7 protein-coding genes are annotated in these 15052 nt (G+C 60.9%); 6 read left to right on the top strand and 1 reads right to left on the bottom strand.

The annotated features are described in order from the left end of the window. Nucleotides 1-106 precede the first annotated feature (106 nt). The 5 genes from AB1J88_RS21110 (at nt 107) to AB1J88_RS21090 (ending at nt 12735) form a co-directional block, all read left to right on the top strand. The gene (locus tag AB1J88_RS21110) at nt 107-1099 is read left to right on the top strand and encodes an AraC family transcriptional regulator (RefSeq protein ID WP_198758421.1); all 993 of its coding nucleotides are present in this window, start codon (nt 107-109) and stop codon (nt 1097-1099) included. Between the two features lie 211 nt (nt 1100-1310). Beyond that, nucleotides 1311-2336: a histone deacetylase family protein gene (locus tag AB1J88_RS21105; RefSeq protein ID WP_041071656.1), complete on the top strand. Its 1026-nt coding sequence runs from the start codon at nt 1311-1313 to the stop codon at nt 2334-2336. After that, nucleotides 2333-3433, top strand: coding sequence for a polyamine ABC transporter substrate-binding protein (locus AB1J88_RS21100; RefSeq protein ID WP_262949075.1), 1101 nt, complete (start codon nt 2333-2335; stop codon nt 3431-3433). Before AB1J88_RS21105 ends, AB1J88_RS21100 begins: the two co-directional genes overlap by 4 nt. A 157-nt stretch (nt 3434-3590) precedes the next feature. Continuing rightward, a complete protein-coding gene (locus AB1J88_RS21095; protein WP_430291904.1) occupies nt 3591-8189 on the top strand; it encodes a hypothetical protein in 4599 nt (1532 codons plus the stop codon). Between the two features lie 22 nt (nt 8190-8211). Continuing rightward, a complete protein-coding gene (locus AB1J88_RS21090; RefSeq protein WP_430291903.1) occupies nt 8212-12735 on the top strand; it encodes a hypothetical protein in 4524 nt (1507 codons plus the stop codon). Nucleotides 12736-12769: 34 nt separating this feature from the next. On the opposite strand, the gene AB1J88_RS21085 is transcribed toward AB1J88_RS21090, so the two are convergent. Next, complete coding sequence (locus tag AB1J88_RS21085) at nt 12770-14326, bottom strand: PLP-dependent aminotransferase family protein (protein ID WP_430291902.1); 1557 nt, start codon at nt 14324-14326, stop codon at nt 12770-12772. A gap of 92 nt (nt 14327-14418) precedes the next feature. Between AB1J88_RS21085 and AB1J88_RS21080 the strand changes: the two genes are divergently transcribed. Further along, the gene (locus AB1J88_RS21080; protein WP_430291901.1) at nt 14419-15042 is read left to right on the top strand and encodes an FMN-binding negative transcriptional regulator; all 624 of its coding nucleotides are present in this window, start codon (nt 14419-14421) and stop codon (nt 15040-15042) included. Nucleotides 15043-15052 lie beyond the last annotated feature (10 nt).

Raw genomic sequence — 15052 nt, 5'->3', positions numbered from 1 at the left:
ATATCGACTGACACGACGCTTTCGCGAGCAAGCTCGCTCCCACAATTGGATCTGTGTGCGGCATACAACTTGCTGCGTTCCAGCCATCCCCAGGCTGGAAGATCACATGCTGCACTCCCACCTCACGACCCTCAACGCCGTCTCTCTTATCCTCAACACCTTCAAAGATGAAGGCCTGTCGAGCGACGCGCTACTGGCCGGCAGCGGCATCAGTGCAGCGGATCTGAACCGCGCCGACACGCGCATCACCACCAATCAGGAAATGCAGGTGTGCGCCAACGCGGTCGCGCTCAAGCACGACATTGGCCTGGAACTGGGCCGGCGGATGCACGTTTCCTGCTACGGCATCCTCGGTTACGCGCTGCTGACCTGTGCCACCTTCGGTGACGCTTTGCGCCTGGCGATTCGCTATCCGGCGCTGTTGGGAACACTTTTCGAACTGAGCCTGGAAGACGATGGCGAGCGCGTCTGGTTCGTCGCTGCCGATTACCGCGAGAGCCCGGAGATGGCGGTGTTCAACGCGGAATTCTGCCTGGTGTCGCTGAAGGTCATCTGCGACGACCTGCTCGGGCATCCGCTGCCACTGCTGGCGACGCGTTTTGAACATGCCGCGCCGGATTATCGCGACAGTTATGCCGAGCACTTCGCCAGCCCGCTGCACTTCGCCGCCAAGGACAACGCCTTTGCCTTCGACCGGCGCTGGCTCGATCAACCGTTGCCATTGGCCGACAGCATCACCCACCAGGCCATGGCCGATCGCTGCCGCAAGCAGAATATCGAGTTCACCGGACGGCAGGCGTGGCTGGGGCGGATTCGCCAGCTGCTCAGCGCCCAGCTCAATGCAGCACCGGGCCTCGAGGGGCTGGCCCAGCAGATGAAATGCTCGCCGCGCACCTTGCGCCGCCACCTCAAGGACATGGGCAGCAGTTACCAAGAGCTGCTCGACGAACTGCGTTTCGAGCGCGCCAAACAGATGCTCTTTGAGGATCAGTTGCCGATCTACCGCATTGCCGAGACCCTGGGTTTCAGCGAAACCGCGAGTTTCCGCCATGCGTTCGTGCGCTGGAGCGGGGTTGCGCCGAGCCAGTTCCGACCCTGAAGATCAAAAGATCGCAGCCTTCGGCAGCTCCTACGCCGATCTGTGTAGGAGCGGCCGAAGGCTGCGATCTTTTGATCTGCTGACAAGGGGCGAATTTCGGTCAGCGTTTTTGGCCATATCGATCCCCTTTTGGCCTTTCCTGCCGTTCTCCGATTCGCCGCGCACCGCAACACTGGGGGCAACCGAATCAGCCCCCTGCGGAGAACAACAAATGCTGACGATCTACTCGGACGATCACCACCTGCACCACGGCCGCTGCGAGCTCATCGACGGCCAGCTCAAGCCGTGCTTCGAGATGCCATCGCGTGCTGACCATGTGCTGCAACGGGTCAAGAACCAGAACCTCGGCTCGGTGGAAGCGCCAAAGGATTTCGGTCTCGAACCGATCGCGCGCATCCACAGCCGCGACTACCTCGACTTCTTCAAAGGTGCGTGGGCACGCTGGACCGAATTCAACACCGACGGCGACTTGCTGCCCTACACCTGGCCCGCACGCACTCTGCGGCAGATCAAACCGACCAGCCTGCACGGCCAGCTCGGCTACTACAGCTTCGACGGCGGCGCGCCGATCACCGCCGGCACCTGGCAAGCAGCCTACAGTGCAGCGCAAGTGGCGCTGACTGCGCAGGCCGAAATCCAGCGCGGCGCCCGCAGCGCCTTCGCCCTGTGCCGGCCACCGGGACACCACGCCGCCAGCGACTTGATGGGCGGTTATTGCTACCTCAACAACGCCGCTATCGCTGCTCAGGCATTCCTCGATGCAGGCCACCAGAAAGTTGCGATCCTCGACGTCGACTATCACCACGGCAACGGCACGCAGTCGATTTTCTACGAGCGCAGCGACGTGCTGTTCACCTCTATCCACGGCCACCCGGAAGCGGAGTTTCCGTTCTTTCTCGGCTACGAAGATGAACGCGGCGAAGGCGCCGGTGAAGGCTTCAACTTCAACTATCCGCTGCCGGCCGGCTCCGGCTGGAAGGTGTGGAGCGCGGCGCTGGAACAGGCCTGCAACGAGATCGACAGCTACGGTGCCGACATCATCGTCGTGTCGCTGGGCGTCGACACCTTCAAGGACGATCCGATCTCGCAGTTCAAGCTCGACAGCCCGGATTACCTGGCCATGGGCAAACGCATCGCCGCCCTCGGCAAGCCGACGCTGTTCGTCATGGAGGGTGGTTACGCGGTGGAGGAAATCGGCATCAACGCAGTGAACGTGCTCGAAGGGTTCGAACAATGAACCGACTCAAGCACTGCATTGCACCAGCCCTGTGCGCGGCGCTGCTCAGCGTCGGCGCCCACGCCGAAGAACGCACCTTGCGCGTCTACAACTGGTTCGACTACATCACGCCCAAGGCGCTGGAAGACTTCAAGGCGCAGAACAGCCAGACCAAACTGGTCTACGACATCTTCGACACCAACGAAGCGCTGGAAGCCAAGCTGCTGACCGGCAACTCCGGCTATGACGTGGTGGTGCCGTCCAATGTGTTCCTCGCCAAGCAGATCGAGGCCGGGGTGTTCCAGCCGCTGGACCGCAGCAAGCTGCCGAACTGGAATCACCTCGATCCGAAACTGATGAAGCTGATCGAGGCCAACGACCCGGGCAACCAGTTCGCCGTGCCGTACATGTACGGCACCATCCTGATCGGTTTCAACCCGGCCAAGGTCAAGGCCGCACTGGGTGACAGCGCGCCAGTGGACAGCTGGGACCTGATTTTCAAGGAAGAGAACATCAGCAAGCTCAAGCAGTGCGGCGTCGCCCTGCTCGACTCGCCGTCGGAGATCCTGCCGCTGGCCCTGCAACACCTGGGCCTGGACCCCAACAGCAAGAAGCCGGCTGACTATGCCAAGGCCGAGGCGTTGCTGATGAAGATCCGCCCGTACGTCACTTACTTCCACTCGTCCAAATACATGGCTGATATTGCCAACGGTGACATCTGCGTCGCGGTGGGTTATTCCGGCAGCTTCTCGCAAGCGGCCAATCGCGCCAAAGAGGCGAAGAACGGTGTCGTGGTCGACATGCGCCTGCCCAAGGAAGGCGCACCGATCTGGTTCGACATGCTCGCCGTTCCCAAGGGCGCGAAGAATCCGCAAGACGCCTACACCTTCATCAACTACCTGCTGCAACCGGCGGTGATCGCCCCGGTCAGCGATTTCGTCGGCTACCCGAACCCGAACAAGGACGCTACCGGGCTGGTCGATCCGGCGATCCGCAACAACCCCAACCTGTACCCGACCGATGCGGCGATGAGCACGCTCTACACCCTGCAACCGCTGCCGCGTGATGCCGAACGGGCGCGCACACGGGCCTGGACCAAGATCAAGTCCGGCACCTGACCTTCACTTCGGTTTTTTTATTGGCCTGCGTTGATGCAGGCCTTTTTTTGTCCGCGATATCTATATACCGCCATGCCGGCCCCGACGGTCATTACCTTGAGCCCGAACGCGCACCGAACGCCCAACGGTACCTGCACCCACCTCACAGGAAGTGACCATGAGCGAAGATTCCGCCCCACCCGCCGCCCTCCCGAATAATCAGAATGACCTGCTCACCCAACTGGTGACGGGGCCCTCGATCAGGGAAGTCGCCACCCAGGCGCTGTTGCCGGCCCTGAAAGCCCTCTACCCGCAACTGACCATCGATCCACGTCTGGCCATGGTGGTGACACCGACCTGGGCCTTTGATGCAACACAGGTCATCCCCGGCGCAAGACGCTACGAATCACTGACGGGCGCCCTGGTCCGTCATGGGGTGGCATCCACGCCCGTGCTGTATTTCGATGGCGAGCATTACCTCACCCTGGAACCTCTGGCGCCGGTACCGGTGCAATTGCCGGTCAACATCGAGGCTATCGGGCGCTTGCTCAACGAACTTGCGCCCTTGCTGTTCATTGCGTTTCAGGAGCAACAGCTCAATTACTGGAACCAGCTCACGCGCCCCTCGAAGCCACGCTGGAAGCAGTTGTCCCACTCACTGCGCGAGCGCTGGAACATTGAACCCGGGCCATCATGGGATGCCGATCAGGTCGCCATGGCCCGCCACTTGTTCACTTATCCGGAAAAGGACGCTCGCACGACCAACGACCGTTATCAATCGCGGGCCTGCCTGATCGACCTCGACCAGGTCGATGACGGTGCTGCAAGACACCTGAACACCCTCGACATGGCGGTGCTGACCGGAACGCTGGGCACTCGCACACTGATCCTCACTTACACCATAACCGGTGGTTTTCAGAGCTACGAGTCAATGCAGGCTCTGGGCGAGTCCCTGCTGAGCTACACCGCAGAAAATGACGCCGGCAATGCCTGGCAGTGGCGCCTGATCGAACCCGAAGGCAATTACTTCGACCACCTGGCCTGTAACCTGATTGCCTTGCAAGCCGATGCGATCGGTGCACTGGCGACCGATACCGACATCCGCAACCGCGATCTGGCCCCCCACATCAGTCGGGCGGCAGATGGACACGACCCGACGGACAGGCAGGCACCCTCGCGCTTCAACCGGGTCGAGCAAGGGTTGCCGGACTGGATGCTCAACGCGTCCTCCGTCGATCTCACGGCCTACAGTCGTCATCTGATGGACTTGGCGACCCTTCGCACACAGAACGCCAACCAGTCGTTTCAGGACGGGATCAAGCCGATCCGCGAGTACACCCTGGAGAGACTTCGCGAGGCCATGCTCAAGCAACATCCCGAGGCTGCAGATCTGGATCTGGCAGACATCGAGATCGTGGTCGACAGTGTCGTGGTCTGGGGCACTTTTGTGCCACCGACGGAACCACAACGTAGCACCTTGAGCCTGGTCGATCTGGCGCTGCAAAACCTGATCGCCGTCCCCCTGGGTGACAAGACCGTGCGCAGCAAAAGTGCTTCGACGCTGCCGTCCTGGATGAACGCGGCGTACCTGGAGGCGTTGATCGTCAGTGTCGACATCGGCAAGGCCTACCCGGCCCTGATCAAAGGCAAATTGCTTGACGATCCTCTGGAAAGCCTGCGCCGGCAGAATCTGTTCACCGGCCATTTGCGGGTTGAGCTACCGCTGTTGGCCCTGCAACAAAAGATTCGCGGCCTGGGCGGGATCAATGAGCTCGGCTATCGCTATGTCGCGGCCGTGGTGCAGGTGCTCGATGCCAATCGCCGGGTCGACGGCCAGGAAATTGTCATTCGCCCACTGGCATTCAATCCCGGTTGGCGGCTGCTTGCCTCTGCGGACGAAGTGGCCAACATGTTTGTCATCGGTCCTCGACAGATGGACAAGGGCCCCTGCCTGCTTTACCAGCCATTACTTGACCAGTCCTTGAGCCAGTACCCGACACCGGCGAACCTGATTTATGCCATCAAGCATTCGGCCACCCTGCGCCAATCGGTACTTGCCTGGTTACCGGACAGGGTACGCAGCCATTACTCCGACTACGTATTCACCGGCAGCCTGCCCTCGGTCTGGTCGCTCTCGCAGCTGTTGGCAGACCCGCTGACCCCTCTGCAAATGGGCGGCACGCTGTCCCTTGGCACGCAAGTCATTGCCAACGATTACCTGGCCGCTGTGTTCAAGAGCAACGCCCTGGCACTGGTGGATCTGGCACAGCGGCAATCGGTGTCCAACGCGCAAAACCGCTGGGCGACTTTCAAACAGGCGGCGTGGTCGATCCTCAATGCGGCGCTGCCCTTTCTGGGCAGTACGGTCGGTACCGCCGCGTGGGTCTGGCAGATTCTGGAGGACCTGCAACAAGGCCTGGACGCCACAGAAACAGGCGACCGTGACCAGCAGAAAGCCGTGATGACCGACCTGTTGCTGACATTGGCCATGGTCCTCGCGCACCGCGGTGCGACGCGTCATACCACGGCCCGCCAGATCGAAGAAAAGTCTGTCGATGCCGTCTCGACCGAGATTCGGCAGGCCGTCGAACCGCCGCCGGCCTCTATCGTGCAACTGCCCGACAGGGCAAGCGATTCCACTACTGCCCGGCACCCTGTATCCCTACTGACCGGCCCGGCCCTGAGCCTTAGGGAAACGCTCGACCGCTTCCAAATCAGCAAACCCGAGCCTCTGACTCCGCCCGCTGCCGATAGCGGTGCGTACCGACATCTCTACAGCCACGACAACCGCTACTACACCCAGGTCGGCGAGCGCTGGTTCGAGGTGGCCGTGGAGGAAAACGGCGAGGTCTCGATCATCGACGCTCGCCAACAACCTCCACGCCAAGGGCCGCCGTTGATCGGCAATTCCCGTGGGCAATGGTTCGTCGACACCCGCCTGCGTCTGCGAGGCGGCGGCTTGTCTGTCCGGCGCAAAGCGATCAAACAGCAAAACGCTCAACGGATCGCCGAGCTCAAGCAACAGTTGGCCACGTTTGATGAGGAACGCGCCAACGCCAAAACCGAACTGATCGCCGCTTACAACCAGATGAAAGCTGCCAGCACCGAGGCTCGACCGGCCTTGCAGCAACAATTTTTAGACCTGCTTGAGCAGCGCAGCAGCCAGTACGAAGCCCCCATCGAACAGCTCAAGGCGCTCAGCCTGCTTGAAAGCTTGCCCAACTACCGCTCCGCCATGACTTCGATGTTGGATACCCAGCTGTACTTCAACCAGAGCTGGCTTGATGAGAACAATGCCACCTTCAGCCGGACACTGCGTGAAACCCTGGCACTGCTGGAGGCGCAAGAGACTGCCGCGGGCTCGGGCGATCGGACGATCTATCGACAGATGATTGATCTCGCTGAAGGCGTAATCGGCAAGATCGAGTTTGCCCACTCGCGGTTCCAGGCGCTGAGCAGGCTAGGCAGAAACGCTGCCGAGATCACCAATAAGTACCGCAGGCAATTACCCGCTTTCAGCGTGAATGACCTCAAGGCGCTGCAAGTTTCACTGGCGCGTGAGGTCTGCTTCGAAGCAGGCGACGGCGCTGCTCTGAATGAGGCGCGAGGCGACTTCACCCGCCTGCTCGACACCACCAACCTGGCGATCCAGACCTCACAGGAACTGATTCAGGAAGACAGCGCCGAGGGGATTATCCAGCGCGTCGAAGCGCTCGATGGCGTGCTGGAGCAGTTCACGGGCATTACTCAAGCCTTCGAAGACATGTCCCTCAGCCACAAGGAAGTGCTGATCCAGCCGTCCTTCGAGCAAGTGCGCAAACGGGTCAGCGAATTCCACAAAGACACTGAAGATCATCTGGCGCAATTGCTGCGTGAACTGCCGACGACGGAGCCACGTTCCGTACCTTCACAACCGCCGCGAACCTCGCGCAAACGGGTCATCAAAACGCGCTTCAAAGGCACCGTGGTCGGCGAAATGCGCCCTTCGGCTCCCGGTGAACCCGTTTTGCTGGAGGTTCGCGCCCCCGTGACCGGCAAGGTCATCGCCACCTTTCACGAAAAGACACCCGGGGTCTGGCTGGAACGCATCCCGGCCCCGCGGCGCCGTCCGGTCGCACCTGCACCGGCGCTGGCAGTACAGCTGGTGCAGGGCCAGGCACTGCTTGATGGCCTGGAGGATTTCATTCGGCGAACCGAAGCCCAATCGAAGAAACCCGGCCGTATCCCGGTGGAAACCGAGGAGCTGTTTCGACAACAAGCCGAACACGTCGGACAAAGCGCCAGTGCCCTGGCGCAAGCCATGACCCCTCTCAGCACGATTGACGGCCAGAGCCAGACCGCCACCCGACTGCAGGCGGCGCTTGAGAAAGCAAAGGAGCGACTGTACGACGAGGGTTACCGGGTTCGCGTCGACATGATCAAACGGCAACCGCCGACGGCGGCGCGGGTGGAATGGCTGCTGAGCAAAGGTGAAATCGACATCGTGCGCAACGGTGATCGGCGCCGGCTCAAGGGACCGCGCAAGGATTTTCTTCAGGAATACGAGATTCGCGAGCGTCGTGGGGCAGCGACTCTCTGGTACGCGCACTTTCATTATCCCCGGCTCGACGCGGCCATCAACGCCTTTACCGCTGCTCATTTGAAGACCCGGGAGCAGCGCTTGCTGGCCGGCGCTTTCGACGTACGCGCCGACACTGCAAACCCACAGCTCATCGCGATTTATCGCAGCGAGATCAGCCCGCAACTGGCTCGTGCCCTGTTTTTTTCGCATGCCTGAAATGTCAAAAAGGAAACTGACAATGACCGACTCTGTCGACAACCTCCGCCCCCCCGTCCTGCTGAAGAAAAACCTCGTCGTGCGGCAGACGAGCCAAGGCCCCACCGTCGACGAAGTGGCGGCTCAGATGCTGCGTAAAGCGCTGAAAGAGAGGTTTCCCGAACGCGATATCGACCCCGACCATACGCTCATCGGCACCCCTCAATGGCACTGGGACGACGGTACGCTGACGGCAATGCCCATCCGGTTCGAGTCTCTGACCCAGGCCGTAGTCCGGCAGTTCTTCACCGCCACCAGCGCCAATTACCTGGAAGGCGAACACTTCCTGACAACCGATCCGCAAGCCACACCCGTGCTGCACCTGGACATCGGCATCGAAGCCATCGCCACCTTGCTCAACGACTACGCGCCCCTGCTTTTCACCGCCTTTGGCGAACGTCAGCTGGATTACTGGAACAGCGCCGGACCCAAGTCAACGCGTTGGCAGGAGTTGTCCGATGCCCTGCGCAAAGCCCTTGATGTGCAGACCGACAGTGGCTGGGATGAAAGCCAATGCCACGTGGCCAGAGCCGTCTCGCAGTTCCCGGACAAGCAGCAGAGGCCAACTCGGGCTCCCGAGGTTTCGTCGATCAAGGCCTGCCTGATCGACGTCGATACGGTCGATGACAAGGGCGAGACCCGGCATCTGATCGTCGGCGGCGCGGCCGTGCTCACGGGGCGTTATCGGCAGCGCGACCTGGTGATGATGTACTCGGTAGAGAAAGGTTATGAGTCGTTCGACACTCTGGAATCGCTGGGAGCGTCTTTATCTGATCGCCTGCCCGACCAATTGGCCGGGCGCAACCTGAAGTGGCAGTTGTTCGAGCCCGCGGGCAATTTCTTCGATCATATGGCCTGGGCGTTGATTGCCAGTCAACTCGATGCCATCGCCTCGATCACCAGCGCAGAACTCGCCGCCGATCGCACGCCGTACGCCCCGGACTTGACCCGTGCCGACCATCCCCGCGATACCGGACTGGACGATGCCATTCCCGACTGGCTGATCGGCGCCTCGGCGGCGGACATGGAGCGCTACAGCCGATCGGTCAGTGCGCTGGGCAAGCTATACAAACTGGCGGACAAGAACCTGTTCCGGATTGCGTCCATCACGACCTTCGCTGGCAGGCGTATGCGCGAAGCCATTCTGGCCGATAAAAAATCTGCGGCCGGGCTGCCGCTGGAAACCCTCGAAATCACCATCACCAACAGCTTCGAGTCGGGGGGCCTGACGCTGCCCAACCCCAACGATACTCATACGGAAACCCTGGGTGAGTTTGCACTGCAGAACGCCGCCCCCTATCAGGCAAGCCTGCGCTTCAATCCGCCGCAAACCGTTCCCCGCTGGTTGAACGAGACCTATCTGACAAACATGGCGAGCCAGGTCAACATCGGCATGGCCTATCCACAGTTGATCAAGGAAAAACTGATCAATGATCGGCCGCAAGCTGCATTACAAGCACAGTTCTATATCAGACAACTCCAGGCTGTGCTGCCGCTCGTTGCACTGGAGAACAAAATCCGTCGCATCGCCGGTTTCAATGAGCAGGGCCATCGCTATGTGTGCGAATGGCTCAAACCGACACCCGCTCATCCGCAACCGGTGGTGATACGCCCTCTGACCTTCATCCGCTCCGGAGAAAGCATCGGTGATACGGTGGACAACATGTTCATCATCGGCCCCCGTCAGCCCGAGGCCGGCCCCTGCGTGCTGTACCGGCCACTGTTCGAACAATCGCTGATGCAATTCCCTTCTGCGCAAAACCTGCTGTACGCCTTGCACCAACCGGGAGAGCTGAGGGATTCGGTGCTGGCGTGGTTGCCCGATGCAGCCATCAGCTTCAAATACGCTCAATTCACCTTCCCGATCGGCCTGCCCACCCCATGGCTCGGCGCTGAGTTACTGCTGGAACCCTGGACCTCCGTGAACTGGGCCGGGCCGGTCGAGCTCGGGTCGCAGGAACTGAACGGCGATGTATTCGCCAAATTGTTCCAGTCCCATGCCCAAGCGATGGCACAACTGGCTGACCGGCAATCGCAATCCAACGCCGAACGCCGCTGGGCATTGCTGCGAGACAGCGGCTGGGCCGTGTTCAATGTTGCTGCGAACTTTCTCAGCGGCCCGGCTGGCGCGGCCATCTGGATCTGGCAAAGCCTCACTGAAATCGAGCATGCGCTGGAGGCGCATCAACGCGGCGACAGGCTCAACGAGTGGAGTTCGGTGGGCGACATGTTGCTGACCTTGGGCATTCTCCTGGCCCATCACGCTGCCGTACGCCGCAAGGCCGGCCCACGTCCATGGTCAGACATCGACAACATCGTAGCCGACTTGCCGCAGAAACCAGCCGTAGCGCCCGCCAAACCTGTCGTGACCCTGATTCCCACGCCACTGACCGATGAACTGCCTCCCGCTCATTACAATTCACTGGAAGCCAGCGGCTCCATACCTCGCAGGAGCCCGGCGGCCTTGATCGCGTATCTGCAAGATGCCGCAGTCCCGGCCCCGGACCTGACTGATCCGAATGTGCAGACCTTGCGGCGCGGTCGTGCCAGCCTGTACAGGCTCAATGATCAGCTGTACGCACAGGTCGGCGAACACTGGTACACGGTGATCGAAAACGATGATCAACAGCTGCAGATCGTATTTGCCGGCAATCCGCGGAAAACCGGGCCGCTTCTGGCGCAATTTGCTCAAGGCCAGTGGGTGGTCGATACGCGTCTGCGCCTGCGCGGGGGAGCCGGTGGGCAGAGTCTGCAAAACCGGCTCAGGAGCCAACGCAGGGAAAAGGAGCAACAGCGAAAACAGCTGGAAACCGCGCTGAATGACTTCAAACGCCAGGAACCCGCGGCCGATGCCGCGTTGCAACGGGCACTGGATGAAATGCTCGCGGCCAGCGGCCCTGCGCACGAGCAAGCCACCGAGCGCTATCTCGCACAGGTTGAAACGCTGATTGGCGATTATGACGCCGCCCTGAAAAACCTCGAGCAATGGCGCCAGAAAGGCGGCAGCGAAGGCTATCTGCATGATGTGCTGCGCCTGACCACGCTGCTGCAGAAAAACCTCGCCCTGTGGTTTTCCCTCAAACGCAACGCCTATGCCAGCCTTACCCACAAGCTGGTCGAGAACAACGAGATCGAATCGGACACCGCACTGCAAACTCATATCGAAAATGTCAGACAGACATTGGCATTGAGTCAGGACATGGTGACGCGCCTGCGATTGTCCCAGAGCTCACTGGCCGCTCTCGAAACCCTGGGTAGTGCCGGTATCACCGCTGCACAACGCTTGCGCGCGTTGCTGCCGTCATTCACCGAGTGGGATCTGAAGTCCAACGAAATCGGCATGTCCCACGAGCTGTGCATGCGTAACTCGGCCAACGCAGCGGCCGCGCCGGAGCGTGACGTGGTGGGATTGCTGATCATCGAGGCAGCTACCGCCACCCATCAGCATGCACAATTGCTCAAAACGCCGACCGCGACAGATGCAATCGCGCTGCACATCGAACGTCTGAGCAAGCTGATCGATGTTTATGCCGACACCGATCAGCGCCTCACAGACCTTCCTGGTGAAATGCCGGACAAACTGGAGCCGACCCAGCTTGAACGAATACGCGGCCTGATCAACGAGTTCCGACAACTGGCTCAGGATCAATTGAACGCGCTGCTGCCCGAGAACGTTGTCAGCGCCCCACCCGTCCCTCCCAGACCGGCCGTTGCGGGGCCCTCCCGCCCAGCCATAAAAGTGACCAAGAGCCGTCCTCGCGAACCGCAATCCGCCCACGCTTCAACCACAACCGAGCAACCTCTGGAGAGCGTACTGCCGCCGAGGCCGCGTCCGAATCGACAACCGCCGTTGGCAGACATCGATATTGTCGCCAATAGCCTGAAACTGGTTGATGACGTGCAGGCTTTCACGCAACAGACACGCAAGGACGCGTTACGGCCCAACCGGATTCCGGCGGACATGCAGGATCTGTTCGATCAACGAGCAGCGCTTCTGGAGCGAGCGGCGGCCGATGCTGCCCAGGCCCTCGCCCGCATTCGCGCAACTGGCGGCGCAACGCCGCCGGTGGGCAATATCGGGGCGTATCTCACCGCCGATGCCCAGCGATTACGGACCGAAGGCGTCAACCTCCGCGCCAGCATGCTCAAGCAGCGCCAGCCTCGTCAGGCTTATCTGCAATGGATGCTGGACAATCATCAAGTGCAAATCGAACGCAATGTTCAGGGAAGGATCAGGACCAAAAAACGTCGCGATTACTTTCAGGAATACCGGATTCTGGATGTAACCAACAAGCATCAACCATTGTGGCTGGCGCATTTTCACTACGACTCGCTGGAGGCTCCACTGGAAAGCTTCACAGCGGCGCACCTGAAAATCGCTGATGCGCATTTGCAGCAATTCACTGCCGAACGCCGCGAGGCACTCGGCACATTGGCACCGATTGACTATGTGCTGCGACGAATCAGCGACCCGGCGCTGTTTTTCAAACTTGAACCCCAGCCCTGACTCAGGCGACGGGGCGGTCTGGAGCCCGCCCCTTTCAATCCACCTGCCAGGCCCTGCGCAACCTGTCCAGCGCGGCGTCGATCGCCGGTTCAGGCACCGCAGCAAACCCCATCACCAGACCGGCGCGCTGCTCCAGCTCAGCGCCGGCGTCCGGCAACCAATAGCTGCTCAAGCCATTGATCTCGACCCCGACGTCACGGGCCAATTCGATCAACTCCTGCTCACGCGCCATGCTGTCGACTGGCACGGTCATATGCAGGCCTGCGGCCACGACGGGCAACGGGCCAACTCCCGGGATGTGCGCCGGCCACCCCTTGAGCAGGGTGTCGCGCCGGCTCAGCGCCGCTCGCCGCATACGGCGGATGTGCCGCTGGAAGTGTCCGCTCGCCATGAATTCGGCCATGACCGCCTGGGTGCTGACTTCGGAATGCCTTACATCCACCGCACGCCGTTGAGCGAACGCTTCCACTAACCCCGGAGGCAGCACCAGATACCCCAGGCGCAATGCCGGAAACGCCACCTTGCCGAACGTGCCGACATACAGCACACGTCCCTGCCGATCCAGCGCCGCCAAAGGGGCCAGCGGCGCGCCGCTGTAGCGGTACTCGCCGTCGTAGTCGTCCTCGACGATCCAGCCTCCTGTGCGCTCGGCCCAGGCAAGCAGTTCAAGGCGTCGGGCAAGGCTCATCACCACCCCGGTGGGATATTGATGGGAAGGCGTTACATAAGTCAGGCGACAGTCGTTCAACCTCGTCAGTTCGGCACAGTCGATGCCCTCGTTATCCACAGCCACACCGTGCAGTTTCGCACCGGCCACGGCGAAGGCGTGACCCGCTGCTCGATACCCCGGATTTTCAATCGCGACGCCGTCACCCGGCTCTACCAGCAACTGTGCACAAAGGCTTATTCCCTGCTGCGCACCACTGGTGATCACAATTTGTTCAGCTGTGCATTGCATGCCCCGAGAACTGCGCAGATAGGCAGCGATCATCCCGCGCAACCGTGCATCACCGGCCGGATCGCCATAACACAGCTGCTGCAAATCCGGTTTTCGCCAGAAAGCCGCATTCAGCTTGGCCCAGACGTCGAACGGGAACAGATCAAACGCCGGTACACCGACTCGAAAAGCCCGGGGCGGACCACTGGGCGGCCGGGCCAAATGGTTATTTCTGACCCGGGTCAGCGGATCGTTGTGGATAACGTTGCTGGATGGATCTACAGGTAAATCTGGGCATTTTGTGGATAAGGCTGTGGGTAAGCCTGTTGAAAACCCTGTGGATACTTTTGTGGACAACTTTTTCGCTGGCAACGCTGCGTGAGGCAAATGCGCAACGTAAGTGCCATCACCGACCCGACCTTCGATGAAGCCTTCGGCATACAGTTGATCGTAGGCGCGCACCACACTGTTACGCGAAATGGCCAGCGCCGCCGCCAGATCACGACTGGCCGGTAGCCGCGTGCCGCTGCACAGCCGCCCGTCCAGTACGCGCAATCGTAATGCCTGATAGAGCTGGCGGCTCAAGCCTTGGCGGCGGTCGAGTTCGATTCCGGCCGGATTGAACGGCATAGACAGTGTGGTCGATTCGGGCATGGCAATGGACCTATGAAATTGGTCATCAATGGCTCTTACAACAGACCAATAGCCTGCCTAGGATGCAGGCATTCGCCAAGGAAAATCTCTCCATGTACACGCCCCGCGCCTTCGCCATCGACGACCTGTCGCAATTGCACGAACTGATCCTCGCCACTCGCCTTGCCATTCTTGTGAGTCAAGGTGAAAACGGTCTGCAAGCCAGCCATGTGCCGGTGCTGCTGCACCGCGAACAGGGTCCGAACGGCACGCTGTACGGGCACCTGGCCAAAGCCAATCCGCAATGGAAAGACCTGCGCGACGGCGCTGAAGCGATGCTGATATTTGCCGGCCCCGACGCCTACGTCAGCCCCGGGTTTTACCCGAGCAAGGCCGAGCACGGCAAAGTCGTGCCGACCTGGAACTACGTCGCCGTGCACGCCTACGGCCACGCCGAAACCTTCAGCGACGGCGGGCGGCTGCTCGACATCGTCAGCACACTGACTGATCGCCATGAAGCCGGGCGCGCGCAGCCGTGGAAGGTCGACGACGCGCCAGCCGACTACATCGACGGCATGCTCAAGGCCATCGTCGGTTTCGCCATTCCCATCGACCGCCTCGAAGGCAAGCGCAAGCTCAGCCAGAACCGCAGCGCCGAAGACATTGCCGGCGTGCGCGAAGGCCTGGCTGCCAGCCCCGACATCAATGACCAGACCCTCGCCCACTTGATGCGTTAAGGAAATCAGC

Source organism: Pseudomonas sp. S8 (assembly GCF_050473925.1).
In the GTDB taxonomy this organism is placed as follows: domain Bacteria; phylum Pseudomonadota; class Gammaproteobacteria; order Pseudomonadales; family Pseudomonadaceae; genus Aquipseudomonas; species Aquipseudomonas parakoreensis.
The sequence above is the reverse complement of the archived record's forward strand: the minus strand, read 5'-3'. Positions and strand labels throughout refer to the sequence as shown.

What these genes read in the sequence shown, in the direction of transcription:
- AB1J88_RS21110 (WP_198758421.1), top strand. Translation starts at nt 107, where the DNA reads ATGCTGCACTCCCACCTCACGACCCTCAACGCCGTCTCTCTTATCCTC.
- AB1J88_RS21105 (WP_041071656.1), top strand. Translation starts at nt 1,311, where the DNA reads ATGCTGACGATCTACTCGGACGATCACCACCTGCACCACGGCCGCTGC.
- AB1J88_RS21100 (WP_262949075.1), top strand. Translation starts at nt 2,333, where the DNA reads ATGAACCGACTCAAGCACTGCATTGCACCAGCCCTGTGCGCGGCGCTG.
- AB1J88_RS21095 (WP_430291904.1), top strand. Translation starts at nt 3,591, where the DNA reads ATGAGCGAAGATTCCGCCCCACCCGCCGCCCTCCCGAATAATCAGAAT.
- AB1J88_RS21090 (WP_430291903.1), top strand. Translation starts at nt 8,212, where the DNA reads ATGACCGACTCTGTCGACAACCTCCGCCCCCCCGTCCTGCTGAAGAAA.
- AB1J88_RS21085 (WP_430291902.1), bottom strand. Translation starts at nt 14,326, where the DNA reads ATGCCCGAATCGACCACACTGTCTATGCCGTTCAATCCGGCCGGAATC.
- AB1J88_RS21080 (WP_430291901.1), top strand. Translation starts at nt 14,419, where the DNA reads ATGTACACGCCCCGCGCCTTCGCCATCGACGACCTGTCGCAATTGCAC.